General features: G+C 71.5%; 21 protein-coding genes, 2 tRNA genes and 1 other RNA gene. 13 read left to right on the top strand and 11 right to left on the bottom strand.

Annotation, left to right across the window (positions count from 1 at the left end; all coding sequences use genetic code 11):
- The first annotated feature begins 32 nt into the window (after nt 1-32).
- Nucleotides 33-767, top strand: a complete 735-nt coding sequence (locus ACVWWH_RS10095; protein ID WP_457316490.1) for a zinc ribbon domain-containing protein — start codon at nt 33-35, stop codon at nt 765-767.
- A gap of 16 nt (nt 768-783) precedes the next feature.
- On the opposite strand, the gene ACVWWH_RS10090 is transcribed toward ACVWWH_RS10095, so the two are convergent.
- Nucleotides 784-1,548 (bottom strand): YaaA family protein, encoded by a 765-nt coding sequence (locus ACVWWH_RS10090; protein WP_457316489.1) that lies wholly within the window; start codon nt 1,546-1,548, stop codon nt 784-786.
- A gap of 73 nt (nt 1,549-1,621) precedes the next feature.
- Here ACVWWH_RS10090 and rnpB point away from each other — a divergent pair.
- The 3 genes from rnpB to ACVWWH_RS10075 all read left to right on the top strand — a co-directional run bounded on the left by rnpB (nt 1,622) and on the right by ACVWWH_RS10075 (nt 3,979).
- Nucleotides 1,622-2,020: RNase P RNA component class A (rnpB, locus tag ACVWWH_RS10085), an RNA gene on the top strand.
- A 147-nt stretch (nt 2,021-2,167) separates the two neighbouring features.
- Nucleotides 2,168-3,727 (top strand): glyceraldehyde-3-phosphate dehydrogenase, encoded by a 1,560-nt coding sequence (locus ACVWWH_RS10080; protein WP_447419076.1) that lies wholly within the window; start codon nt 2,168-2,170, stop codon nt 3,725-3,727.
- Nucleotides 3,728-3,778: 51 nt separating this feature from the next.
- On the top strand, nt 3,779-3,979 hold the full coding sequence (locus tag ACVWWH_RS10075) for a hypothetical protein (RefSeq protein WP_066498219.1): 201 nt from the start codon (nt 3,779-3,781) through the stop codon (nt 3,977-3,979).
- 87 nt (nt 3,980-4,066) lie between these two features.
- Here the strand turns inward: ACVWWH_RS10075 and def are convergent, their stop codons facing one another.
- The 3 genes from def to orn all read right to left on the bottom strand — a co-directional run bounded on the left by def (nt 4,067) and on the right by orn (nt 5,599).
- Complete coding sequence (gene def / locus ACVWWH_RS10070) at nt 4,067-4,672, bottom strand: peptide deformylase (RefSeq protein WP_066498217.1); 606 nt, start codon at nt 4,670-4,672, stop codon at nt 4,067-4,069.
- 126 nt (nt 4,673-4,798) lie between these two features.
- Nucleotides 4,799-4,871 (bottom strand) — tRNA-His (locus ACVWWH_RS10065).
- 116 nt (nt 4,872-4,987) lie between these two features.
- A complete protein-coding gene (orn, locus tag ACVWWH_RS10060; RefSeq protein ID WP_457316553.1) occupies nt 4,988-5,599 on the bottom strand; it encodes an oligoribonuclease in 612 nt (203 codons plus the stop codon).
- A gap of 149 nt (nt 5,600-5,748) precedes the next feature.
- Between orn and mptB (ACVWWH_RS10055) the strand changes: the two genes are divergently transcribed.
- The gene (mptB, locus tag ACVWWH_RS10055) at nt 5,749-7,308 is read left to right on the top strand and encodes a polyprenol phosphomannose-dependent alpha 1,6 mannosyltransferase MptB (RefSeq protein ID WP_457316488.1); all 1,560 of its coding nucleotides are present in this window, start codon (nt 5,749-5,751) and stop codon (nt 7,306-7,308) included.
- Between the two features lie 103 nt (nt 7,309-7,411).
- Here the strand turns inward: mptB (ACVWWH_RS10055) and ACVWWH_RS10050 are convergent, their stop codons facing one another.
- A complete protein-coding gene (locus tag ACVWWH_RS10050; protein WP_084249471.1) occupies nt 7,412-8,845 on the bottom strand; it encodes a glycosyltransferase 87 family protein in 1,434 nt (477 codons plus the stop codon).
- Between the two features lie 106 nt (nt 8,846-8,951).
- Between ACVWWH_RS10050 and mptB (ACVWWH_RS10045) the strand changes: the two genes are divergently transcribed.
- Nucleotides 8,952-10,478: a polyprenol phosphomannose-dependent alpha 1,6 mannosyltransferase MptB gene (gene mptB, locus ACVWWH_RS10045; RefSeq protein ID WP_066498208.1), complete on the top strand. Its 1,527-nt coding sequence runs from the start codon at nt 8,952-8,954 to the stop codon at nt 10,476-10,478.
- Nucleotides 10,475-13,435 carry a glycoside hydrolase family 2 TIM barrel-domain containing protein gene (locus tag ACVWWH_RS10040; protein WP_457316487.1) on the top strand — a complete coding sequence of 987 codons (2,961 nt, stop codon included), beginning with the start codon at nt 10,475-10,477 and terminating at the stop codon, nt 13,433-13,435. The genes mptB (ACVWWH_RS10045) and ACVWWH_RS10040 overlap by 4 nt, the downstream gene beginning before the upstream one ends.
- Before the next feature lie 91 nt (nt 13,436-13,526).
- Here ACVWWH_RS10040 and ACVWWH_RS10035 read toward each other — a convergent pair.
- A tRNA-Arg gene (locus tag ACVWWH_RS10035) sits at nt 13,527-13,599 on the bottom strand.
- 222 nt (nt 13,600-13,821) lie between these two features.
- Here ACVWWH_RS10035 and ACVWWH_RS10030 point away from each other — a divergent pair.
- Together ACVWWH_RS10030 and ettA are read left to right on the top strand one after the other, a co-directional pair.
- Nucleotides 13,822-14,436 (top strand): single-stranded DNA-binding protein, encoded by a 615-nt coding sequence (locus ACVWWH_RS10030; protein WP_457316486.1) that lies wholly within the window; start codon nt 13,822-13,824, stop codon nt 14,434-14,436.
- Nucleotides 14,437-14,539: 103 nt separating this feature from the next.
- On the top strand, nt 14,540-16,222 hold the full coding sequence (ettA, locus tag ACVWWH_RS10025) for an energy-dependent translational throttle protein EttA (protein ID WP_066498202.1): 1,683 nt from the start codon (nt 14,540-14,542) through the stop codon (nt 16,220-16,222).
- Between the two features lie 121 nt (nt 16,223-16,343).
- Here the strand turns inward: ettA and ACVWWH_RS10020 are convergent, their stop codons facing one another.
- On the bottom strand, nt 16,344-17,246 hold the full coding sequence (locus ACVWWH_RS10020) for an acyl-CoA thioesterase (RefSeq protein ID WP_066498200.1): 903 nt from the start codon (nt 17,244-17,246) through the stop codon (nt 16,344-16,346).
- Nucleotides 17,247-17,327: 81 nt separating this feature from the next.
- Between ACVWWH_RS10020 and ACVWWH_RS10015 the strand changes: the two genes are divergently transcribed.
- Nucleotides 17,328-17,828 carry an acyl-CoA thioesterase gene (locus ACVWWH_RS10015; RefSeq protein ID WP_457316485.1) on the top strand — a complete coding sequence of 167 codons (501 nt, stop codon included), beginning with the start codon at nt 17,328-17,330 and terminating at the stop codon, nt 17,826-17,828.
- Nucleotides 17,825-18,499, top strand: coding sequence for a hypothetical protein (locus tag ACVWWH_RS10010; protein WP_457316484.1), 675 nt, complete (start codon nt 17,825-17,827; stop codon nt 18,497-18,499). Before ACVWWH_RS10015 ends, ACVWWH_RS10010 begins: the two co-directional genes overlap by 4 nt.
- Before the next feature lie 49 nt (nt 18,500-18,548).
- On the opposite strand, the gene ACVWWH_RS10005 is transcribed toward ACVWWH_RS10010, so the two are convergent.
- From ACVWWH_RS10005 to pepN, 4 genes are all read right to left on the bottom strand, one after another.
- On the bottom strand, nt 18,549-18,986 hold the full coding sequence (locus tag ACVWWH_RS10005) for a globin (RefSeq protein WP_457316552.1): 438 nt from the start codon (nt 18,984-18,986) through the stop codon (nt 18,549-18,551).
- Nucleotide 18,987: 1 nt separating this feature from the next.
- Complete coding sequence (locus ACVWWH_RS10000) at nt 18,988-19,740, bottom strand: mechanosensitive ion channel family protein (protein WP_229710916.1); 753 nt, start codon at nt 19,738-19,740, stop codon at nt 18,988-18,990.
- A 170-nt stretch (nt 19,741-19,910) separates the two neighbouring features.
- A complete protein-coding gene (locus ACVWWH_RS09995; protein WP_066498197.1) occupies nt 19,911-20,375 on the bottom strand; it encodes an OsmC family protein in 465 nt (154 codons plus the stop codon).
- A 10-nt stretch (nt 20,376-20,385) separates the two neighbouring features.
- Nucleotides 20,386-22,941, bottom strand: coding sequence for an aminopeptidase N (gene pepN / locus ACVWWH_RS09990; protein ID WP_457316483.1), 2,556 nt, complete (start codon nt 22,939-22,941; stop codon nt 20,386-20,388).
- 140 nt (nt 22,942-23,081) lie between these two features.
- Between pepN and ACVWWH_RS09985 the strand changes: the two genes are divergently transcribed.
- Complete coding sequence (locus ACVWWH_RS09985) at nt 23,082-24,041, top strand: hypothetical protein (RefSeq protein WP_457316482.1); 960 nt, start codon at nt 23,082-23,084, stop codon at nt 24,039-24,041.
- 92 nt (nt 24,042-24,133) lie between these two features.
- Nucleotides 24,134-24,616, top strand: a complete 483-nt coding sequence (locus ACVWWH_RS09980; protein WP_141305513.1) for a ribose-5-phosphate isomerase — start codon at nt 24,134-24,136, stop codon at nt 24,614-24,616.
- Nucleotides 24,617-24,634: the final 18 nt, after the last annotated feature.

Raw genomic sequence — 24,634 nt, 5'->3', positions numbered from 1 at the left:
CCACCCAGGGCAGCGGCCCCTAAGGAGGAACGATGCCCAAGGCCCCGGCCGCCGAACAGCTCAAGCTCCTCGGGCTGCAGGCCCTGGACGCCCGGCTGCGCTCGCTCGAGGTGCGCCGCCGGAGCCTCGAGACGGACCCCCGGCTCGCCCCGGCGAAGGCCGCCCTCGAGCAGGCCTCGGCGGCGGCGGGCGAGGCCGACCGGGCGGTGGCGGAGGCCGAGGCGGAGCTTGCCGGGATCGAGTCGAAGGTCTCCGAGGCCTCCACCCGGATCGCGCGGGACGAGGATCGCCTCTACGCGGGGGGCCTGTCGAAGGACCTCGAGGCCCTCCAGAAGGACATCGCGGGGCTGCGTGCGCGCCAGAGCGACCTTGAGGACGCCGAGCTCGAGGTCCTCGAGCGGCTCGACGGCCTGCGGGCGGCCCAGGGGTCCGCGGCCGAGGCGCTCGGGGACGCGCGCGGCGCGAGCGAGGATCTCCGCGCGGAGCTCGATGCGCAGCTCGCATCGATCGCCGCCGAGCGGGCCACGGTGGCCGAGGAGCGGGCCGAGTATGCCCGTGGCATCGAGCCGGGCCTCGTGGGGATCTACGAGAAGACGCTGGCCAAGCGGGGAGTGGGCGCTGCGCGACTCTTCCACGGAACGTCCGAGGGCTCCGGCATGGCGCTGAGCCCCGGGGACCTGGCAGCGATCCGGGGCGCCGCCGAGGACGATGTGGTCTTCTGCCCGGACTCCGGGTGCATCCTGGTCCGCTCGGCCGAGTGGGGCTGAGCGGGCGTCCCTGCCCTCAGTCCCTGAGCACGAGCGCGAGGGAGTGCGGGCGGCGCACCGTGCCAGGGATGAGCTCCGCCTCCCACTTCTCTGCCGCGGCGGCGAGCAGGGCCTCCGGCGTGGCAGGCGCCTTGCCGCGACGCGTGAGCAGGTGCCTGACCAGGTCGCCTCGGTGGTGCTTGGCGAAGTGGCTCACGACGCTGCGCTTCCCGTTCCGCTCCCTGAACACGTCGACGGTGACGGTCGCGGCCGGCGGGGGAGCGTAGGCAGCGGCATACGTGCTCGACCGGCAGTCGACGACGAGCTCCCCGGCTGCGCGCTCCGCCAGTGCCTCGGCGAGGAGCGGCTTCCAGTACGAGGCGAGCCGCCCGAGCCCGGGCAGGGCCGCCGACATCGAGAGCCGGTACGCCGGAACCCTGTCCGCGAACCCCACCGCGCCCCACAGCGCCGAGACCACGACGACCCAGTCGTCGGCCCTGCGGCGCTGCGCCGGGGTCAGGCCCGCGTAGCCGAGGGCCTCGTACAGCACCCCCGAGTAGACGGCGTGGGCCGGAGCCGCCGGCTCCGTCGCGAGCCGCCGGTTCCGCTCGACGTCGTGCGCCAGCGACGGCCCGACGCCGAGCACCTCGAGGGCGTCCTCGCGCCCGCTCACCTCGGCGAGGGCCTCCAGTGCCTCCTTCCGGGCCACCTCGAGCTGCGGGAAGCTCAGCGAACCGAGGTCGACGGCGGGACCGGAGGGCGCGGGCGTCTTGCCCTCAGAGGGCGGAAGCAGGATCAGCACCACGGCATCGTACCCGGCGGCCGGCCGGACACCTGAAGGCCGAGCGCGGCCCTATAGACTGGGAACGAGAGGACAGGTCGGCCGGGCGACCGCGGGGCGGTCTGGCGTAAGCCAGGGCGCCGCGAGGAAAGTCCGGGCTCCGCAGGGCAGGGTGGTGGGTAACGCCCACTCGGGGAAACCCGCAGGCCAGTGCCACAGAGAACAGACCGCCGCGGACGGGCGCCTGGCGCCGCGTCCGCGGTAAGGGTGAAACGGCGGTGTAAGAGACCACCAGCTCCCCGGGCGACCGGGGAGGCTCGGTAAACCCCACCCGGAGCAAGGCCAGACAGGGCGCGATCGAGGGCTGCCCGCCCGAGCGCCCGGGTAGGCCGCTCGAGGCCGCCGGCAACGGCGGTCCTAGATGGATGGTCGCCTCCCGCGCCGGGGCAACCCGGCGCGGAGACAGAACCCGGCTCACAGGCCGGCCTGTCCTCACACCCCTACCGCATGCCCCCAGCGGGCGCTGTGAGTAGGTTCACAGGGCCTGGGGCGGCGGCCGTGCGGCAGCCTCAGTACACTGGAAGAGAACGTAGAAGTTCTCCACGGGCCGGGCTCTGCGATCGCAGGACCGGCTCTTTTCATGCCCGCTGACCAACCCCTGGACACCCACGGCGGGTATACGCACGACGGCGTGCGAAAAGCAGAGAAAGGCACCTGTGTGAGCACAACGACGGAAACCGCACTCGGCACGTGGATCGGACGCGAGGCCGCCGCGGAGGAGATGATCCCGGTCATCGGCCGGCTCTACCGCCAGAACAACGTGGTCACCTCGGTCCACGGCCGCAGCCTCATCAACCAGTCCGTGGTCGGACTGCTCAAGGCCCACCGCTGGGCCCGCCAGATCGACAGCGAGGAGCTCGCCCTCGAGGAGACCCTCCCGATCCTCAAGGCCCTCGACACGCTTGAGCTCGGGGCCGCCTCGATCGACATCGCGCGCCTGAACGAGGCGTTCCGGGCCGAGGGGCAGACCCTCTCCCTCGAGGACTTCCTGCGCGCCGAGCTCGCCGAGGTCGTGGGCAAGCACGGCGCCGACCCGCGCAAGGGCACCGACGTGGTGCTCTACGGCTTCGGCCGGATCGGCCGCCTCGTCGCGCGGATCCTCATCGAGCACGCCGGCGGCGGCGCTGGCCTGCGGCTGCGCGCCATCGTGGTCCGCAAGGGCTCCGAGAAGGACCTCATCAAGCGCGCGAGCCTCCTGCGCCGCGACTCCGTGCACGGCGCCTTCGAGGGCACCATCACGGTCGACGAGGAGAACAGCACGATCCTCGCCAACGGCACGCTCATCCGGGTCATCTACTCGGACAGCCCGGCCACCGTCGACTACACGCAGTACGGCATCGAGGACGCCATCGTCGTCGACAACACCGGCAAGTGGCGCGACGCGGAGGGCCTGGCCCAGCACCTTCAGAGCAAGGGCGTGGCCCGCGTGCTCCTGACCGCCCCGGGCAAGGGCGACCTGCCGAACATCGTGCACGGGATCAACCACACCTCGATCTCGGCCGCCGACAGGATCGTCACGGCTGCCTCGTGCACGACCAACGCGATCACGCCGGTCCTGAAGGCCATCAACGACAAGTACGGGGTGGTCCACGGCCACGTCGAGACCGTGCACTCCTTCACGAACGACCAGAACCTGATCGACAACTTCCACAAGGGCGACCGCCGCGGCCGCGCCGCCGGGCTCAACATGGTCCTGACCGAGACCGGCGCGGCCAAGGCCGTGGCCAAGGCCCTGCCCGAGCTGGCCGGCAAGCTCACCGGCAACGCGATCCGCGTCCCCACCCCGGATGTGTCGATGGCCGTGCTGAACCTCAGCCTGGACAACGAGACCACCAAGGACGAGGTCAACGCGTACCTGCGCGAGATGTCGCTGCACTCGGACCTGCGCAAGCAGATCGACTACATCGACTCGCCCGAGGTCGTCTCGAGCGACTTCGTCGGCTCGCGCCGCGCCGGGATCGTCGACGGCCTCGCGACCATCTCGACCGGCAAGAACCTCGTGCTGTACGTCTGGTACGACAACGAGTTCGGCTACAGCTCGCAGGTGGTGCGTGTCCTCGAGGACATGGCCGGCGACCACGCGCCGTCGTTCCCCGTGCAGACCGCCGCCGACGAGTACACCCTGGCGACATCTCGGTAGCAATCGGCGGGGAAGCTGGATTCGGCGACGGCCCAGGGGCAAGATGCACCTATGGAAGCAACAGAGCATGAGAGCACGCTCGAGCACGCGCTCGACGTCGCCAAGGCCAACGCCAAGCAGGCAAAGCTGCTCGTGGACCACGCGAAGGCGGCCCTCGCGCGCGGGGACGTGAGTCCCGAGCGCGTCGCCCAGCTGGAGGAGCTCCAGCGGGCGGCGGACGAGGATCTCCAGCGGGTCATCCGCGAGCAGTAGGTCCGTCCCGACACGATGCGCGAAGGGCGCCGCACCATCCGGTGCGGCGCCCTTCGCGCGTCCTGGTCGGCCCCGCGGGGCCGTGCCTCAGATGTGCTCGTGCACGTCGTGGTCGTGGTCGTCATGGCCGAACGGGTCCGGGTCCACCCCGGGCATCCACGTCAGGCCGGGGACGCCCCACCCGTGCTTGCGCGCCGCCCGCCGGGCCTTCTTCGCGTAGCGGTCGATCAGGCGGTCCACGTAGAGCTTGCCGTCGAGGTGGTCGTACTCGTGCTGCATGACCCGGCCGAACCAGCCCGTCGCCACGAACTCGAGCGGGCGTCCGTCGCCGTCGAACCCCTCGACCTTGACCCACTCTGCGCGCTGCAGCGGGTAGCCCTCGCCCGGGAAGGAGAGGCAGCCTTCCTCGTCCTCCTCGGGGTCCGGCGCCGCGCCGGGGACCTTGGAGAGGGTCAGGCGCGGGTTGACGACGACGCCACGGGGCGGCACGCCGTCGTCATTGTTGAACTTGTACACGAAGACCCGCAGCCCGACGCCGATCTGCGGGGCGGCCAGGCCCACTCCGTGGGCGGCCTCGTTCGTCTCGTGCATATCCTCGATCAGGGCCCGCAGGGCGCCGTCGAACTCGGTGACCTCGGAGGCGCGGCGGTGGAGGACAGGCTCCCCCCAGATGGTGATGGGACGGACGGCCACGGATCGGCTCCTGTTCTGTGCCGGGCATTCGCCCTCACGGATCGACGGGACGGCGAGGGACAACGACGAGGCCGCCGGGGGACATCCCCGGCGGCCTCGTGGTGACCGGAGACCCGGCCTCTTCGGGGTGAGTAACGGGGCTCGAACCCGCGACCTTCTGGACCACAACCAGACGCTCTGCCAACTGAGCTATACCCACCGCGTTCACTCTCGGGAGATGGGCCGAGCTCGCTCAGCCGTCCTTCCCCGTGAAAGCAACGAGAAATAGTCTACCTGCTCCGCGCCGGTGCTCATGACCAAAACGGCGGCTCCGGACTAACTTTTTTCTGCGGCCTCGGGGCTCGCGGGCGTCCCCGTGCCGGTCGCGCCCGAGGAGATCCGCTCCGCGGCTTCGCGGGCCGCCGAGGAGTCCGGCCCGGGCGCGGGGACGAACACCGTCTCGCGGTAGTAGCGCAGCTCGTCGATGGAGTCACGGATGTCACCCAGGGCACGGTGGTTCCCGGTCTTGGCCGGCGCCTGGAAGTAGGCCCGCGGGTACCAGCGCCGCGCGAGCTCCTTGATGGTCGAGACGTCGATGACGCGGTAGTGGAGGTACTCGATCACCTCCGGCATGTCCCTGGCCAGGAAAATCCGGTCGGTCCCGACGGAGTTGCCGCCGAGCTGGGCCTTGTTCGGCTCCTTGACCCACGCCCGGATGTAGGCCATGACCTCGGTCTGGGCGGCCTCCATCGTCATGCCGCGGGGCAGCTCGTCGAGCAGCTTGGACTCGGTGTGCATGGCACGGACGAAGTCGCCCATGCCGGCCAGGGCCTCCTCGGAGGGCTTGATGACGACGTCGACTCCGTCGCCGAGGACGTTGAGCTCCGAATCGGTGACGAGGACCGCCACCTCGATGAGGGCGTCGGCGACCGGGTCGAGGCCGGTCATCTCGCAGTCGATCCAGACAATGTGTTCGTTGCTGATGGGCACCGGCCCAGACTACCGCCAAGCGGGATGCGGCACCCGGTTCCGGCCGGTCCCCGCGGGGGCGCCGATGCTAGAATGAGCCTCTCCCGCACCGACAGAAGGGGTGACCCATGTCCTCACAGCGCCCTGCCCTGCCCGGGAGGATTCTCGAGCGGCTGGGTTCCCTGTGGACGTCGGTTCCTCCGGCGGGCGTGAACCAGCCCCCGCACTGGGCCCTCGGCCAGGGATTCATCGGATCGCTGCTGATCGTGGTCGGCTCCTTCGGCGTCGGGTGGCTCGCGGACGCCTCGCAGTTCAACCGCACCGCGCTGTTCATCATGCTGCGGACCGAGACGTGGGGCGTCACCGCCTGCATCATCGCGCTCGTGATCGGGGCCATGCTCCTCACCCGCTCCTGGCTGAGGCTCGGGCAGCGGCTGCGCCACTGGGGACCCGGGACGATCCGGCCCACGGTCGCGGCCGTCCTGCTCTGGGGCCTGCCGCTCCTGGCCGCCGTCCCGATCTATTCGCGGGACGTCTACGCCTACGTGGGCCAGGGCAGGCTCATGGCGGCCGGCCTGAACCCCTACGACACCGGCATCTCGAGCCTTAACAACTGGCTCGAGCTCGGCACGGACCCCTCCTGGGCGTCGACGCGCACCCCCTACGGGCCCTACTTCCTCTGGTTCGAACGCTGGATCGTGCAGCTCACCGGAGGACAGCCCGATCTCTCCGTCCTGCTCTTCCGCGTCCTCGCGCTCGGCGGGGTGGCACTGTGCGCGTACTACGGCTACCGGCTCGCCGAGCTCCACGGGGTGGACGGCGCACGAGCCGTCTGGCTCACGGTGGCCAACCCGCTCTTCCTCATCTCGTGCATCGCCAGTGCCCACAACGAGGCGCTCATGATCGGCTTCGCCGTCGCCGGCGTCTACTACGCGGCGCGCGGCAACTGGCTCGCAGGGATCGCACTGACGACCCTCTCCATCGGCGTCAAGCCGATCACCGCGGTGGTCCTGCCGTTCATAGGCCTGCTCTGGGCGGGCCCCCGGGCCTCCTGGGCGCGCAAGTTCCTCTGCTGGGCCGGCACAGGCCTCATCTGCCTGGGACTCTTCGTCGTGAGCTCGCTCGTGTACGGGCTCGGCTTCGGGTGGGTCAACGCGATCGTCGATCCGACGCCCGGTTTCATCGCCTACACGCCCTCGGGGTTCACGAGCAACATCGTGGCCGCCGTGCTCGGCGCAATGGGCCTCGACGGGGGCCACGCCGCCGAGGTCTACCGCGGCGTCCTGAAGTGGGCGGGCATCGCCCTGGCCGTCTGGCTCATCTTCCGCGGCGACGACCGGCAGGTCGTCCGCCGGCTCGGCCTGGCCTTCATGGCGATCGTGGTGCTCGGCCCGATCATCCAGCCGTGGTACGTCCTGTGGTTCGTCCCGTTCCTCGCGGTGACCGGGATCCGCGACGACTGGCAGGTGAAGCTTTGGTACCTCACCGTGGTGTTCTTCGTGGTGTTCGGCGCCCAGGACCAGCTGCACGTGTTCGGCTTCGTGAACATCCCGCTCCCGCCCGACGCCCTCGCGGGGCTCGTGGCCCTCGCGTTCGTCGCCTACCTCGTCCTGCTGGACCCGAAGACCCGGCGCATCGTCTTCGAGCGTCCGCGCGAGCGGGGCAGCAGCCGGAGCGGTTCGTACTGACAAGCGGGGCCGGCCCGCGGCCGGCCTGCCGGCTGGCGAGCGGGGCCGGCCCAGACTGCAGGCAAGCCCAGAGCCGGCCGGGTGACCCGGCGCGGCGGCGGGCCTACGCGGCGTCGGATCCGGAACCGGGCGCGGGCACGGCGGGCGCGCCACGCCGCCCGAGTCGGACGAGGCGGATCGCGGACCACACGAACAGGACCACGAGCAGCACATTCCGCACGGTGAGCACGAGGGCCATGAGCGGGTTGTTGTGGCTCAGCGCGTCATAGAAGAGCGGGTAGATGAAGTAGGTCGCCACCGCGATGCCGAGCAGGAGCCGCGCAGGCACCCGCCAGGCAGCCCTGTCCTGGGCGATGCCGAGCGCCACGACGGGGCCGAGCCAGACCATGAACTGCGGCGAGCCGACCTTGTTGAACACGATGAAGGCGCTCACCATGGCGAGTGCCCCGGCGAGCAGGAGTTCCGAGCGGTCCTCGTGGCCGCGCTTCTTCCCCTCGTGCAGCGCCCAGAAGATGGCCCCGGCGATGGCCGCGGCCACCACGACGAAGAGCGGCTGCATGAGCGCCGAAGCCACCGTCGAGCCGGGGCCGTCCACCTGCATCGAGTTGATCTCGGTGTTCATGTACATGTGTGCGCCGCCGAGGCCGAGCACCGACATCCACAGCCACGGCGTCGTGAACGTGGCCTCGAGCTGCATGCCGCGCGAACCCTGGGTGGTGAGGAAGTCGAGCAGGTGGCCGAGCACACCGAGGGCGGCGGCCGCAGCGACCACGGCGGCCGTGACGAGCGCGGCGCCCACGATGACCTTCCAGCGGTCCCGGACCACGGCGAAGAGCGGCAGCAGGGCGGCGGCGGGCCAGATCTTCATCCAGGTGGCGAAGGCGAGGATGGCGGACGCCGCGAAGGGGCTCGCCACGCCGAGGCTCAGGCCCATGAGGACGATCGGCGCCGTCACGCCGTCGACCCGGGCGAAGCCCAGCAGGCCCATGAGGGTGATGAAGACGAGCCACCACCATCCCGCGCGCACGCCTTCGGCCTTCCGGCCCCAGCCGCTGAGGATTCCGAGGGCCGCGCCGTTGAGCAGCGACGTGAGCACCACCCACACGATGAGGAAGGGGCCCGGGCCGGCCAGGCCCGAGATCCAGATCGGCAGGAGCCCGACCATCGGGTAGACCCACGGCGAGGGCTGCACGTTCTGGGGGAAGCCTGCCGCTGCCCAGGCGCGGTAGATGTTCGTGTCGCTGAACGCCTGCCCCTGGAAGACGAAGATGGAGAGGTAGGCGAGGTAGCCGAGGTGGACGGCGAGGTAGCCGGTCAGCAGCCCGGCGGGGGAGAGGAGCCACGCGATGAGGCGGCGGGGCTGGGGGGAGCGGCTCTCGTCCGCGGGCTGGCTCTTGTCCGCGGGGCGGGCAGGCTGGATGGAAATGGCTGTTCTCCTCGCTACGGACCGGCGGGCCGCACGGGGCTCGCGACCGCCCGCAAGTCTACCAGCGGGCCCCCGGCGCCCCGCGGGGCCGCGGCTGCCGGCTGATAGCATCGAGAGGATGTCATGCCGACGGGGAAGGCACCCAGCAGGTCGCCCCCGTCCGGCGCTTGAGAGACAGCGCTCCCGAGCCAGCGCTTCCGAAACAGTAGGGACCGTGATGCCTCAGCCTCCGGCAGGCGGCAGCCTGAGCGTCCCCCGCGCCGCCGGCACGATCGCCGGGCTTCCGGGCGGGGGCCGCATCGCCGTGTGGCAGGGGTTCGCCTCGGCGCTCGCCATGGCGGTCGGCGGTCTCGGCGTGGGCTGGATGGCGAACGGGTCCTCGCTCATCCGGGTGCCGTTCTTCATCGTCCTGCGGGACAACCCCGTCCTCGTGGTGCTGTGCACCGTCCTGGTCGCCTCGGGCGGCCTCCTGCTCGTGCGGGCGTGGCTCCGCCTGGGCCAGCGGGTGGGGGACTGGACGGGGGTGCACCCCCGCGTCGCGGTCAGGATTGCCGCCCTGTGGTGCGCCCCGTTCATGGTCACGTTCCCCCTGCTCAGCCGGGACGTGTACGCCTACATCGGCCAGGGCCGGCTCATGGCGGCCGGCCTCGATCCGTACGTGAACGGCATCTCCGCGCTGAACAACTACCACAACCTGGGCCCCGACTCGCTCTGGACCGAGGCACCCACGCCCTACGGCCCGCTGTTCCTGTGGATCGAGCAGGGCATCGTGTGGCTCAGCGGCGGGAACCTCGAGGTGGCGATCGTGCTGTTCCGGCTCGTCGCCGTCGGCGGTGTGGCGCTGTGCGCCGTCGCGGTGGTCGGCCTTGCCGAGCACTTCGGACTCGGGACGTCCAAGACCCTCTGGCTGACCGTGGTCAACCCGCTGTTCGTCATCAACTTCGTCGCCAGCATCCACAATGACGCGCTCATGCTCGGCCTGCTGCTCCTCGGGCTCCTCGCGGCCGTGCGGCGCAGGCCCGTGCTCGCCGTCGTCATCGTCACGGTGTCGATCCTCATCAAGCCCATCACCATCCTTGCGCTGCCGTTCATCGGCCTCATCTGGGCCGGCAGGGACGCCGGCTGGGGCAGGCGCATCCTGTACTGGGCCGCGACCGCGGCAATCTCCCTCGCACTGCTGGCAGCCGCCGGCGCCGTTTCGGGCCTCTGGTTCGGGTGGGTCCCCGCGATGGCCACGCCCGGGGCGCTGTGGATCTGGTACGCGCCGTTCGGGCTCCTCTCCGTCATCGCCGGCGACATCACCCAGCTCGCCGGCGGCGACCCGGACCTCGTGGCCGGGCTCATCAAGCGGGTCGGGACCATCGTGGGAGCGGTCATCGCCCTCTGGTTCATCCTGCGCGGCCGCAGCGACCAGGTGTTCCTGCGCATGGCCCTGGCCTTCACCGCCGTGGTGATGACCGCCTCGATGATCCAGCCGTGGTACATCACGTGGCTCATGGCCCTGTTCGCCCTGGTCGGCGTCCGGAAGGGCTGGCAGCTGCTCGCCTACTACCTCGTGACCGTGTTCTTCACCGTCATCGCGATCACGGACCAGCTCGACGTGTTCGAGTGGATCCCGCTCGCGGTGGTGCGCGCCGTGGCGATCGTGCTGAGCGTGGCGTTCGTCTCCTACATGGTGCTGTGGGACTGGAAGACCCGTGTCCTCTTCGCACCGCTGATCCCGTCCCGCAGCAGGACCCCATGACCGCTGCCAGGCAAGGGCCCGCATGGTTCACCGACACCGCGCCGCACCACGGCGCGGTGGCTCCGCGGGCGCTCCTCGATACCGATGCGGACAGCCTCCCCCTCGACGGCGCCTGGGCGTTCCGCTGTTCCGCCACCGCCGCGGGCACCGCAGGCTTCGAGGAGAGCGGGTTCGACGACGGCTCCTGGGCCCGGGTGCAGGTCCCGCACTGCTGGCAGCTCGAGGGCGTCCCGGGCCCGCCCAGGTACTCGGCCCCGGCCTACACGAACGTCACCTACCCTTTCCCCCTGGATCCGCCGGACGTGCCGGACGAGAATCCGACCGGGGAGTACCGCCGCCGGTTCGACCTGCCGTCCGCTCCGGCAGGCGGGCGCTGGATGGTGCGCTTCGAGGGCGTGGACTCGGCGTTCGAGGTCTACCTCAACGGAGAGCGGATCGGGGATGCCATGGGGTCCCGGCTGGTCCACGAGTTCGATGTCACCGCCGGCGTCCGGCCTACCGGGAACCTCATCGCGGTGCGCGTCCACCAATGGTCCGCCGGCTCCTACCTCGAGGACCAGGACATGTGGTGGCTGTCGGGGATCTTCCGGCCGGTCACCCTCCTCCACCGGCCCGCGGACGGCATCGATGAGCTGTTCGTCCACGCCGGGTTCGATGCCGCCGCCCGCCAAGGGTCCCTCCTCGTCGAGGGCCCGCGCGGCGCCGTCGTGCGCCTGCCCGAACTCGGGATCGAGGCGCCGGCCAACGAGCCGCTCGAGGTGCCGGGCGTGGAGCCCTGGAGTGCGGAGGTGCCGCGGCTGTACCGCGGCACCGTCTCGACTCCCGGGGAGACGGTGCGGATCGCGGTGGGCTTCCGGACGGTCGCGATCGAGGACGCCACGCTCACCGTCAACGGCGCCCCGCTGAAGCTTCGGGGGGTCAACCGGCACGAATGGCATCCGCGCACCGGACGCACCCTCGACCTCGACACGATGCGCGCCGACGTCGAGCTCATGAAGCGGCACAACATCAACGCGGTGCGCACGAGCCACTATCCGCCGGACGCGCGGTTCCTCGCCCTGTGCGACGAATACGGGCTGTGGGTCCTCGACGAATGCGACCTCGAGACCCACGGCTTCGTGAAGGTCGGCTGGCACCGGAATCCGAGCGGAGAACCCGTCTGGCGCGACGCGTTCCTCGACCGCATGACCCGCACCGTCGAACGGGACAAGAACCATCCCTGCGTGGTCGGCTGGTCCCTCGGCAACGAGTCCGGGCGGGGCGCCAACCTCGAGTCGATGGCCGCGTGGGCCCGCCAGCGCGACCCGGACCGGTTCATCCACTACGAGGGCGACTGGGACAGCACGTACGTCGACGTGTACTCCCGCATGTACGCCGACCACGCAGAGACGGAGCTCATCGGCCGCGGCGAGGAACCGCCCGCTTCCGATCCCGCGGCGGACGCCCACCGGCGGGCCCTGCCGTTCGTCCTGTGCGAGTACGCCCACGCCATGGGCACGGGCCCCGGAGGCCTCGCCGAGTACGCGGCGCTGTTCGACGCGTACCCCCGGATCGCCGGAGGCTTCGTCTGGGAGTGGATCGACCACGGCATCGCCCAGCGCGCACCCGGCGGCCCCACCCCGGGCGCGGAGTTCTTCGCCTACGGGGGCGACTTCGGCGAGGACGTCCACGACGGCAACTTCGTCGCCGACGGCCTCCTCTTCCCGGACCGCCGCCCCTCCTCCGGGCTCGCCGAGCTGGCCGTGGCGTACGCTCCGGTAGTCCTCGAGCCGCGGCCTGACGGGGTGCGCGTCCGCTCGCGGCTGGCCCACCGGGACACGTCCCACCTCGCGTACCGCTGGCGCATCGAGGACGACGGCGAGGCCGTCGCCTCCGGCGTGCTCGACGTCCCCGCGCTGGAGCCGGGAGGCTGCGCGGACGTCCCGCTGCCCCGCTCCGCAGCGGCCCCGCCGCCGCCCCCAGGGCGGGAGCGGTGGCTGACGGTGTCCGCGCACCTCGCGGAGGCGGCCCCGTGGGCCGGTGCCGGGCACGAGGTCGCCTTCGGACAGGCCCGCGTGGACCGGCCGGAAGAGCCGCCCCGCCGCCCGGGCAGGCCCGCCGGGGACGCGCCGTGCCTGCCCCTTGCTGCCGGCGGCTGGCAGCTCGGCCCGGGCCGCTTCGACGCTGCGGGGAGGCTGACCGAGCTGGCCGGCGTCCCGCTGGTCGGGCCCCGGCTGGACCTGTGGCGCGCGCCCACCGACAACGACGAGCGGGCGCCGGGGACCGCGCCCGCGGCGGCGTGGAGGGCGCTCGGCCTCGACAGGCTCCAGCACCGCACCGTGTCGGTCGCGGAGGAACAGGGGGCGCTGAGCGTCGTCGCCCACGTCATGCCCGCGGGCAGCGACGTGGGGTACGAGGTCGAGTACCGCTGGCACGCGCACGACGGCGGGCTGCACCTCGACGTCGTCGGCTCGCCTCTGGGCGCCTGGCAGGCTGCGGTTCCGCGCCTCGGCGTGCGCCTGGCCGTGCCTGCCGCACTGCGGCGGGTCGAATGGCTCGGGCTGGGCCCGGGGGAGTCCTACCCGGACGCGGTGGCATCGGTGCGACAGGGCAGGTTCACCGCGTGCGTCGCGGACCTCCAGGAGCCCTGCGTGCGCCCCCAGGAGAACGGTGCCCGGCGCTGCGTGCGCCGCGTGACGCTGTCCGGCGGGGCGGCCGCGCTGACGGTCACCGGCGGCCCCTTCATCCTCACGGCCCGCCCCTGGACCAGCGAGGCCCTCGCCGCTGCGGCGCATCCGACCGATCTGGTGCCGGACCCGCACTGGCTGTGGGTCACCCTCGATGCCGAGCACCACGGTCTCGGCAGCGGGGCGTGCGGACCAGTGGAACTGCCGCAGTACCGCCTGGACGCCCGCCGGTTCCGGCTCTCGCTCGGCTTCCGGGCCGAGGCTGCCGGCCGCAAGGGATCCGGAGGCTAGGCCGGAGACGGGCGGGCACCCCCGGTGCTCGGACCGGGGGTGCCGTCGATGTCGCGAGGCCCCGGCGGCCAGGGCCCGGGACACTACCGAGCGCCCCAGGAGGGAATCGAACCCCCGACCAAGAGATTAGAAGGCTCCTGCTCTATCCTCTGAGCTACTGGGGCGGGCCTGTGAAAGTCTATCCCGCCCCGCGCGGCACTGTCGCACCGCCGCGGCCGAGGGGCCCGCGGCAGTCCTCCCCTCCCGCGGGCCAGCTTCTCCTCCACAGCGCCCGCGGGCCGCGCGTCGTCCACATACGTGCCGGACGCGCTTCTGCTGCACCTGTCCCGCCGACAGGCTGGTTCCGAGCCCTCCAGTCCGGAGGGCCTCGGACTGGAGGTCTTCAGATGAACGACACGATCACCCTGCGCGGCTGGGTCGGCACCGAGCCGACGGTGGGACTGACGCGGCACAACACGCCCTACTGCCGGTTCCGGATGTCCGTGAACGACCGGCGGTTCGACCGCGAGCGCCAGTCATGGGTCGACAACCACACGAGCTGGTACAACATCCAGTGCTACGGGCCGATGGCGGAGAACGTCGCGGACAGCGTCCGCAAGGGCCACCGGCTGATCGTCATGGGACGCCTGCAGATCCGGAACTTCGAACGGGCCGATGGCACGCCCGGCACCGAGGCCGACCTCATCGCCGCGTCCGTGGGACACGACCTCGCCCTCGGCATGGGCCGGTGGAACCGGCGCCGGGACGAGCCGGCACAGCTCCCGCGGGGCGCCGAGACCGTGGTCGGGGTCGGCGTCGTCGATCCCGTCACCGGTGAGGTCGCGGCCGAAGGTGCCCCCGAGGACCCCTTCCTGGGCGTGGCGCCCGACTTCGGCGAGGACGGCGCGTTCCCCCCGGGCGACGAGGCCGCGGCGGCCTACGGGGACGAGGATCAGGACGGGGACGAGGGCGCAGAGCGGAGCGCTGACGCCGGCCCCGGGGAGCGGCTCATGTCGGCGTGAGCCGCCGTGCGTGGGCAGGGGAGCCCCGACGGCTGGCCTGAAGGGCTCCCCGCGACCGGTGCCGGATGTGTGATCGTGCGCGCGAAGCACTAGATTTAAGGCCATGGCGGAATTCATCTACACCATGACCAAGGCCCGCAAAGCCGTGGGGGACAAGGTCATCCTCGACGACGTGAGCATGTCGTTCTTCCCCGGAGCCAAGATCGGCGTCGTGGGGCCGAACGGTGCCGGCAAGTCGACCATCCTCAAGATCATGGCGGGCCTCGACACCCCGTCCAACGGGGAGGCCCGGCTTTCGCCGGGCTACAGCGTCGGCATTCTCCTCCAGGAGCCGCCGCTGAACGAGGACAAGACCGTCCTCGGGAACGTGCAGGAGGGCGTCGGCGAGATCTATGGCAAGATCCAGCGCTTCAACCAGATCTCCGAGGAGATGGCGAACCCCGACGCGGACTACGACGCGCTGCTCGAGGAGATGGGCAAGCTCCAGGAGGCCATCGACGCCGCGGATGCCTGGGACCTCGACTCGCAGCTCGAGCAGGCCATGGATGCCCTGCGGTGCCCGCCGCCGGACGCTGACGTGAAGGTCCTCTCGGGAGGTGAGCGCAGGCGCGTCGCGCTGTGCAAGCTCCTGCTGCAGAAGCCCGACCTCCTGCTGCTCGATGAGCCGACCAACCACCTCGATGCCGAGAGCGTCCTCTGGCTCGAGCAGCACCTCTCGGAGTACCCCGGCGCCGTGCTCGCGGTGACCCACGACCGCTACTTCCTCGACCACGTCGCCCAGTGGATCTGCGAGGTCGACCGCGGCCGCCTCTACCCCTACGAGGGCAACTACTCGACGTACCTCGAGAAGAAGCGTGCCCGTCTCGAGGTCCAGGGCAAGAAGGACGCGAAGCTCGCCAAGCGCCTCTCGGAGGAGCTCGAGTGGGTCCGGTCCAACGCGAAGGGCCGTCAGACGAAGTCCAAGGCCCGTCTCGCCCGCTACGAGGAGATGGCCGCCGAGGCCGAGCGCACCCGCAAGCTCGACTTCGAGGAGATCCAGATCCCGCCGGGTCCGCGCCTCGGCCAGCTCGTCATCGAGGCGAAGGACCTCAAGAAGGGCTTCGGCGACCGGGTGCTCATCGACGGGCTGTCCTTCTCCCTGCCGCGCAACGGCATCGTCGGGGTGATCGGCCCCAACGGCGTCGGCAAGACCACGCTCTTCAAGACGCTCGTCGGCCTCGAGCCCCTCGACGGCGGCGAGCTGAAGATCGGCGACTCGGTCAAGATCTCCTACGTCGACCAGGGCCGCGGCGGCATCGACCCCAACAAGACCCTGTGGGAGGTCGTCTCCGACGGGCTCGACCACATCCAGGTCGGCCAGGTCGAGATGCCCTCGCGCGCCTACGTCTCCGCGTTCGGGTTCAAGGGCCCCGACCAGCAGAAGAAGGCCGGCGTGCTCTCGGGCGGAGAGCGCAACCGGCTCAACCTCGCGCTGACGCTCAAGCAGGGCGGAAACCTCCTCCTGCTCGACGAGCCCACGAACGACCTCGACGTCGAGACGCTCTCGAGCCTCGAGAACGCCCTGCTCGAGTTCCCCGGCTGCGCCGTCGTGGTCTCCCACGACCGGTGGTTCCTCGACCGGGTGGCCACGCACATCCTCGCCTACGAGGGCACGGACGAGGACGAGTCGAGCTGGTACTGGTTCGAGGGCAACTTCGAGTCCTACGAGCAGAACAAGGTGGACCGCCTCGGGCCCGAGGCAGCCAAGCCGCACCGGGTCACCCACCGCAAGCTCACCCGCGACTGATCGCGGACGCTCCGATCCGACGAGGGGAGGCCGGCCCGCTGGGCCGGCCTCCCCTCGTCGTCTGCGCGCCGGCACGGCGGCCGCAGGAGCCGGGGCCGCCGGGCCCGGGCAGACTCCGCCGCTAGGCGGGGCCCTCCAGGTAGGGCAGGCGGACCATGCCCTCCTGGGCGACGCTGGCCACGTGGACTCCGTGGCGGTTGAAGACCTTGCCGGCGCCCAGCCCCCGGGCGCCCTGGGCGCTCGGGGACTCCTGGACGTAGAGCAGCCACTCGTCGACCCGCACCGGCCGGTGCCACCACATCGCGTGGTCGAGGCTCGCGACGCTCATCCCCGGCGTGATCCACGAGAGGCCGTGGCGGCGGAGGACCGGCTCCAGCAGCGTGTAGTCGCTCGCGAACGCCAGGGCGGCGCGGTGCAGCATGTCGTCGTCGGGCATCGGCTCGATGGTCTTCATCCAGACGGCATTGCGCGCCACCTGCGGCCCGGAGGACGAGATGTAGATCGCGGGGTCCACGTGGCGGACGTCGAACGGGCGGTCGAACGCCCAGTACTGGGCGACAGGGTGGTCGATCTCCCCCAGGAGGTCGGCGGTGCTGGGCAGCGACTCCGGATCGGGGATCCCCTCCGGCATGGCCGACTGGTGCTCGACCCCCTCCGACTCTTCCTGGAACGAGGCGATCATCGACAGGATCGGGTTGCCGTCCTGGTAGGCGTGGACCTGCCGGGCCGAGAAGGACCGGCCGTCCCGCAGCCGCTCGACGCCGAAGGTGATCGACTTGTCCGCGTCGCCGGGCCGCAGGAAGTATGCGTGCATGGAATGGACGGGGCGCTCCCCGGTCACCGTGCGCGAGGCGGCGACGAGGCTCTGCGCGAGGACCTGCCCGCCGAAGACCCGGTGCCGCGGCTGCCGCTCGCTCGGGCCGACGAACACGTCCTTGTCGGTGCGGGCACCTCCCAGATCGTCGAGGTCGAGGAGGGTGAGCAGGGTTCCGGTGGGGCCGGACCGGCGCGCGGCTGACGTCATGGCACGACATTAGACGCACGGGCCAGCCCGCTGCCAGCCGGCCGCGGTGGGGGCCTCTCCAGCGGGTGCGAAGATGGATCCATGCCCTCCGCCTACCGGTTTCCCCTCCAGCTGCGCTTCGGCGACGTCGACTCCTACGGCCACGTGAACAACGTGCGGTTCCTCCAGTTCCTCGAGGACGCCCGCGTCCACTGGCTCCGGGAGCCGCTCAGGAGCGCGCCCCGTGGCGGCGACGGCGCGCAGACCCTCGCGGACCTCGTCACCCCCGAGAACTTCACCCTGGTGGGGCGGCACGAGATCGAGTACCTCGCTCCGCTCATGTACCGCCGTGAGCCGGTGGCCGTGGACCTCTGGGTGACGCGGGTCGGTGGGTCGAGCTTCGACCTCGGCTATGCGGTGATCGTCCCCGAGGACGGGGCCGTGTGCGCCAACTGCTCGACGTCGATGGTGCTGGTGAGCCGCTCGACGGGGCGCCCCGTGCGGCTGCCGGAGGGAATGAGGGCGGAGTTCGCGCACTTCGCCGGCCCGGACGTTCCCTTCCGCCGCCGTCCGCCGCTCCCGGCTGAGGCGGGGCAGGCGTGAGGACCTCGGGGACGGACACCGTGCTGGACCTCGGCGATCCGCGCGCGATCGAGGACCTGAGGGTCTTCCTCTCCCGGGCGCGCTCCGTCGAGGACGGCGCCGTGCGGCTCCAGGCCGTGGGCAGCGTGCTGGCCGCCTACGTGCTGGTCATGGGCCCACGGGCCCTCGGCGAGCCGGTGCCGACCGTCCTGGGGCTCCGGACCGCGGGCCTCGCCCGTCCCGCCCAGGCCGATGTGACCGTCTCGATTGCCTCGGTGTTCGACCGGCTCGCGCGCCTGGGGGGATCGGGCACCGAGCTCGAGCTTCCGCCCGCCCAGGTCCGTGCGCCGTGGGCGGCGGTGACGCCACCGCGCGGACCGTGGGCACCGGACGGCACAGTGGACGCCGACGCCGTGCGGGCCGCCGCGGAAGCGGGCATCGCGGAGGTCGCCGGGACGGTCCCCGACCAGCCCGGCGCCGCGGTGCTGCAGGGCGTGCGCGCCGCGGTGTGGGGCCGGGACCTCGAGGCCTGCCCGGCTCTCCCTGCGGGGGCCGCGTTCGCCGCCCACCTGCTCGGCTTCATCGCGCCGGGGGAGGACCTGCAGTGGTTCTCCTGCGGTCCGTGGTCCCGGCTGTCCTCGAGCCGGGGACACGTGCTGTGCCGGCGCCCGGCCGTGCTGAAGGGCCTTTAGCCGCCCAGCGGCAGCCACCCCCATGCCCGGCCTCCCGGCCGGGCGCCCCTCACTCGTCGAACGTGTTCACGAGCGAGTGCGCCGCGCGCTCGAGGTAGTCCCACAGGGTGGCCTCGTACACGGGGGCGAGGCCGAGCGCATCCACGCCCGCCCGCATGTGGTGGAGCCACCGGTCGCGTGCCTCGGGGTTGACCTTGAACGGCACGTGCCGCATGCGCAGGCGCGGGTGCCCCCGCTCTGCGCTGTAGGTGCCCGGCCCACCCCAGTACTGCTCGAGGAACATGGTCAGGCGGTGCCGAGCGGGTCCGAGGTCTTCTTCGGGGTACATGGGGCGCAGCAGCGGGTCGTCGGCCACGCCCTCGTAGAAGGTGTCGACGAGCTTGACGAAGGTCTCGTGGCCGCCCACGAGGTCGTAGAAGGAAGCCCCCGCGGCCGAGCCCTGGAGGAGGTTCGGCTGGTTTCCGCGCGGGGCGCCCGGCGTGGTCATCTCACTCATGGGACCTCTGTCCTCCGTTGCCGTACTGTTCGCCCGCTGCCTGGCCGAGCGCGCCCTTGCCTTCGTGCACGGGAACTGCCGCTCCGTCGGTGTGGGCCCCGCCCGCCGCGCCGGAGGTGGGGGCCGCTGCCGCGGGGTCCGTCGTCGGCGGCAGGTAGGTGCCCTGGGAGCGGTTGCCCAGACGCAGGATCTCCCCGTTGCGCAGGTACCAGATCGTGCCGTCCTCGGCCCGAACCCGCGTGATGCGCAGGCCGACCGACTCGACCGTGCCGGCGACCTCTCCGGCGCCCGTCTCGATGAAGTCGCCGATCCCGTACTGGTCCTCGAGGGTGATGAAGATCCCGGCGAGGAAGTCGCGGATGAGCTGCTGGGCGCCGAAGCCGATCGCGACGCCGAGGATCCCGACGCTGGTCAGGACGGGGGCGAGGTCGACGCCGAGCGCCCGGAGCACGTACATGCCGACGATCGTCGTGATCACCACGGCGACCACCGAATTCAGGAGCGACCCGATCGTCTGGGCTCGCTGTGCCCTCCGCTCCGAGTCCAGCGCCCGCAGCGCCGGCGCCGCCCACCGGAAGATGCGCCGCTGCGTCAGGGTCCTGCCGGCGAGGATGCGCTTGACGACCTGCCGGATCAGGTAGGTCGCCACGAGCCACACGATGAGCCCGATGCCGACCGCGATCGCTATCTGGAGGAGGGTCTGGTTGAAGGTGGTGACGGCGCTGTCGAGTTGGGCCGCGGTGATGGGCACCGGGCTCGGGGTGTCGGTGGTGGGGGCCGGAGTGGGCGTCGGGGACGGGGTCGACGCCGTGCGGGGCACGAGGGCACGCGGGATCGCGGACAGGCCGGATTGCACTGTCGGGGGCCTCCTTGTCTGGGGGATGGTGGCCCTTCCACCTTAACGACCTGGGGGTGTCAGGGTGCTGCCGGCTCGTGCCTGACGGGGAAGTTCACGGAGCGCGCAATGAAGCACGTCGCGTGCGCGTCGTCGTGCAGCCTGTCGGCGAGCGCGCGCTGAGACTCGTCCGCGAGCTCGACGCGCGGACGCAGCGTCACCTCGGTGAACTCCCCGGAGGAGCCGTGGACCGTCAGGGTCCCCGTCGCGTCGTCGGAGTACCCGGTCACGACGACGCCCGCCCGCGCCGCCTCGAACAGATAGCTGAGCATGTGGCACTGGGCCAGCGCGGCCAGCAGCAGCTGCTCCGGGTTGTACCGGTCGGCCGTTCCGCGGAACGCGGGGTCGGCGGTGCCGGGCAGGACGGGCAGCCCCGGCAGCGCGACGTCGTGCTCACGCCCGAAGTCGCGCACGCCGGACGTGCCGGTGCCGCGGTTGCCCGTCCATGTCACGGACACGCTGTAGTGGTGCTCTCCGATCGCCATGGAAGGCAGGCTACCTGTCGGCGGCCTGGGCGCGCAGGGCCCGCTGCACTCCGTCGCGGTTCTCGAGGGTCATGCGGCGCAGGGCGGCCTGGTCGGGCCCGAGGGACGCGAGGAACTCATCGGTGCGCTCGAGCATGGCCTGGGTCGTCTGGCGCGCGGGGTAGAGCCCGACCACGACCTGCTGGGCGAGGGCGTGGGTGCGCTCGGCGACGATGCGCGGCACCGCTTCGAAGTACTTCTCGGCGAACGGGGCGAGCAGCGCCGCGTCGTGGACACGTGCGAAGCCGTTGATCGCAGCCTGCTGCATGGCGTTGGAGAGCGTGCCCTTCACCACGATCGACTCCCACGCCTCGGCCTTCGCCTCCGGGGTCGGCAGCGCGGCCGTGGCGAGCGCCGCCGCGCACTGCCCCGTCGAGGTCGTGTCCCGGGCGAGCTCGTCCTCGATCCGCGCCCGCTCGATCCGGCCGCCGCAGGCGAGTGAGGCGACGAGCTCCCAGCGGAGGTCCTGGTCCACGTCGAGGCCAGGGATCGGCGCGGATCCGTCGAGGAGGCCGGCCACCGCGTCCAGGTGCTCCTCGGACGAGGCGAGTGCCGAGAAGGACTTCACGAACTGCAGCTGGGAGTCAGAGCCCGGCGCCGCCTCGTGGACGAGCGCCCACAGGCGCTCCGCCGCGCTGCGCTTGGCTTCCGGCTGCGCGTCGGCGGCGACGTAGTAGTCGAGCGTCGTGGCGAGCTGGCGGAGCAGCGTCTGCACGACGGAGGCGTCCGACTCTGCGCCGATGTTGCCCAGGACGAGGTCCACATAGGCGCGGGCCGGGGTCTCGCCGTCCCGCGCCCCGTCCCAGGCAGAGCCCCAGACGAGGGCGCGCGGCAGGCTCTCGGAGATGTCCTTCAGGCACGAGGTCGCGGTCGCCAGCGACACCGGGTCGAGGCGGACCTTCGCGTAGGCGAGGTCGTCGTCGTTCAGCAGCACGAGGGCCGGGCGCGGGCGCCCCACGAGCTCGGGCACCTCGGTGAGCTCCCCGTCCACGTCGAGCTCGGCTCGGTGGGTGCGCACGAGCTCCCCGGCGCCGTCACGGTCGTAGAAGGCGATGGCGAGGCGGTGGGGGCGGATCTGGGGGTAGTCGGGGACGGCACTTTGCCGGACGGCGAAGCGGAGGATGCGCCCGTCGTCGTCCGTCTCGATCTCGGGGGAGAGGGTGTTGACGCCGGCCGTCTCGAGCCAGGCCTGGCCCCACGCGGTCAGGTCGCGCCCGCTTGCAGCCTCGAGCTCGGCCATGAGGTCCGCGAGGACCGTGTTGCCCCAGGCATGCTTGGCGAAGTACCGGCGGACGCCCTCCATGAAGTGGTCCTGGCCGACCCACGCAACGAGCTGCTTGAGCACGGAGGCGCCCTTGGCGTACGTGATGCCGTCGAAGTTCACCTCGACGTCGGCCAGGTCGCTGATGTCCGCGAAGATCGGGTGGGTGGTGGGGAGCTGGTCCTGACGGTAGGCCCACGACTTCTCGACCGAGGCGAACGTGGTCCACGCGTGGCGGAAGTCGGTGGCCTCGGCGGCCGCGAGGTGGGACATGAACTCGGCGAACGACTCGTTGAGCCAGAGGTCGTCCCACCAGCGCATCGTCACGAGGTCGCCGAACCACATGTGCGCGAGCTCGTGCAGCACCGTGATGGCGCGCCGCTCGACGGTCGCCTGCGTGGGCTTCGAGCGGAACACGTAGCTCTCGAGGATCGTCACCGCGCCGGCGTTCTCCATCGCGCCCGCGTTGAACTCGGGGACGAAGAGCTGGTCGTACTTCTCGAACGGGTACCCGCAGCCGAACTCGCGCTCGTAGAACGCGAAGCCCTCCTTGGTGAGCGCGAAGATGTTCTCCGCGTCGAGGTACTGCATGAGCGACTTCCGCGCGAAGATGCCCAGCGGAATGGTCCGGCCCTCGGCGTTCACGAGCTCGTCCGCGACCTTCTGGTACGGGCCGGCGACGAGCGCCGTGACGTAGCTGGAGATCCGGGGCGTGGGGGCGAAGTCCCAGGTCGAGCGGGCCTCCTGGCCGGGCACGCGCACGGGCTCCGGAGTGGGCGAATTGGACACGACCTCCCAGTGTGACGGCGCCGTGACCGTGAAGCGGAAGGAGGCCTTGAGGTCGGGCTGCTCGAAGACGGCGAACATGCGGCGCGAGTCCGGGACCTCGAACTGCGTGTACAGGTAGGCCTCGCCGTCCACGGGATCGACGAAGCGGTGCAGGCCCTCGCCGGTGTTCATGTAGGGGGCGTCGGCGTCGACCACGAGGACGTTCTCGGCGGCGAGGGACGGCAGCTGGATGCGGACGCCGTCGCTGGCCTTCTCGACGTCCAGCTCGACGCCGTTGAGGGTCACCGAACGGACCGTGTCGGTGATGGCGTCGATGAATGACGACGCGCCCTCGGCCGCGCTGAAGCGCACCGTGGTCCGCGAGCCGAAGACCCGCTCTCCGCGGGTGAGGTCGAGCTCGACGTGGTAGTCCTCGACGTGCCGGATGCACTCAGCCCTCTCGACGGCTTCCGAGCGGGTGAGATTCGTCCCTGGCATGTGCCCTCCAAGCATGTGCGCCACGATGGCCCGCGTGGTGCGGGTCACTTTTGAAATTATTCTTTCATGGTGCGCCACAGCATGCCAGCGCCTTCCTGGGGCGCCCCCGGGCGGCCGTGCGGGTGCAGTAGCGTTGGAGCATGGCGGGATCGGCGGAGGCGAGGTGGGACCGGAAGGCGCTCCGCTTCGCGATCGGCTACCCCGTTCTGCTGGCACTGGGCTTCGGGCTGGCTTCGCTCTCCTTCCATGGCCGGGTCCCCGACCCGGTGGCGTGGCAGTGGGACGCGAACGGGGGCCGGGCGTTCATCCCCTTTGCCGCCTACCTCATCGGCGGTGCGGCGCTGGTGGCGGTGGTCGGGGCGCTGCTGTGCGTCCAGGCCGCCCTCCTGACCCGCCCACCCATCTCCCGCCGGATCTTCATGGCCGGCGGCGTCGGGATGTCGATGTTCCTCACGACGGTGCTCGCCGCGGGCCTCATCGGCCAGGACGGCATCCCGGCCCGCGCCTCGCATCCCGACCCGATCGTGCTGGCGATGGGGTCCGGGGCCACCGTCGCCTTCAGCGTCGTGATGCTGCTGTCCTTCAAGCCCGAGGAGCAGTGGAGCCCGAAGGACGAGGCCGCGCTCCTCGATGAGCTCGAGCCGGAGCGCGCCGCCTCGACCTTCGCCTACTGGGCCCACGCGCGGTCCTCCGTGTTCGTCATGCTCAGCATCATCGGCGTCTCGGTCTCCCTCCTGCTGCTCGTCCTCTCCTGGTGGATCTCGCTGGCGCTGACCGCGGCGGCAGCGCTCACGGCCGCCTCGCTCGTGGCCCGCGTGGGGGTGAGCCCGGAGTCCGTCGTCGTCCGCCTCGCCGGGGTCCTCCCCGTGCTCCGGTTCGACCCCGAGCGGGTGCTGCGCGCCGAATTCGAGACGGTGCGCGCCAGGGACTTCGGAGGATGGGGATACCGGCGCCGGGGGCAGTCCCGCTCCGTCCTCGTGGCCAGCGGCGAGGCCATCACGGTGATCCTCGACGACGGCCGCCGTGCCACGTTCTCCGGCCGGGACGGCGACACTGCCCGCCGCGTCGTGGACGTGCTGCGGGCCGCCTCGGGCGCGTAGGCTTGACCTCGCTCCCCGCGAGGTCCCGGAAGGCGCCGGGCACGGCCTCCGCGCCGGCGACGGGGGCCACCGAATTCGAGGAGAGGAACCCCGTGCCCAAGCCGCGCGTCCACATTGCCACCGACCATGCCGGCATGGAGCTTTCCGCCCATCTCGTGTCCCACCTGCGCGGCCGGGGCTTCGAAGTCGTGGACCACGGGCCCGCCGAGTACGATCCGCTCGACGACTACCCCGCCTTCTGCATCAAGGCCGCGCTCGCCGTCGTCGCCGACCAGGAGGCGGGCACGCCCGCGCTGGGCATCGTCCTGGGCGGCTCGGGCAACGGCGAGCAGATCGCGGCCAACAAGGTCAAGGGGATCCGCGCGGCGCTGGCCTGGAATCTCGACACCGCCCGCCTCGCACGGGAGCACAACGACGCCAACGTCGTGGCCGTCGGGGGCCGCCAGCACAGCGTGGACGAGGCGACCGCCCTCATCGAGGCCTTCCTCGCCGAACCGTTCAGCCAGGACGAGCGCCACGTCCGGCGCATCGGCAAGATCGCCGCGTACGAGGCCTCCGGCGAGATCGTCGAGTAGCCCGAAGGCGCCGGCCAC

This window comes from Sinomonas sp. RB5 (assembly GCF_054063535.1).
Note: the sequence above shows the minus strand (reverse complement) of the source record. Positions and strands in the feature narration are given on the sequence as shown.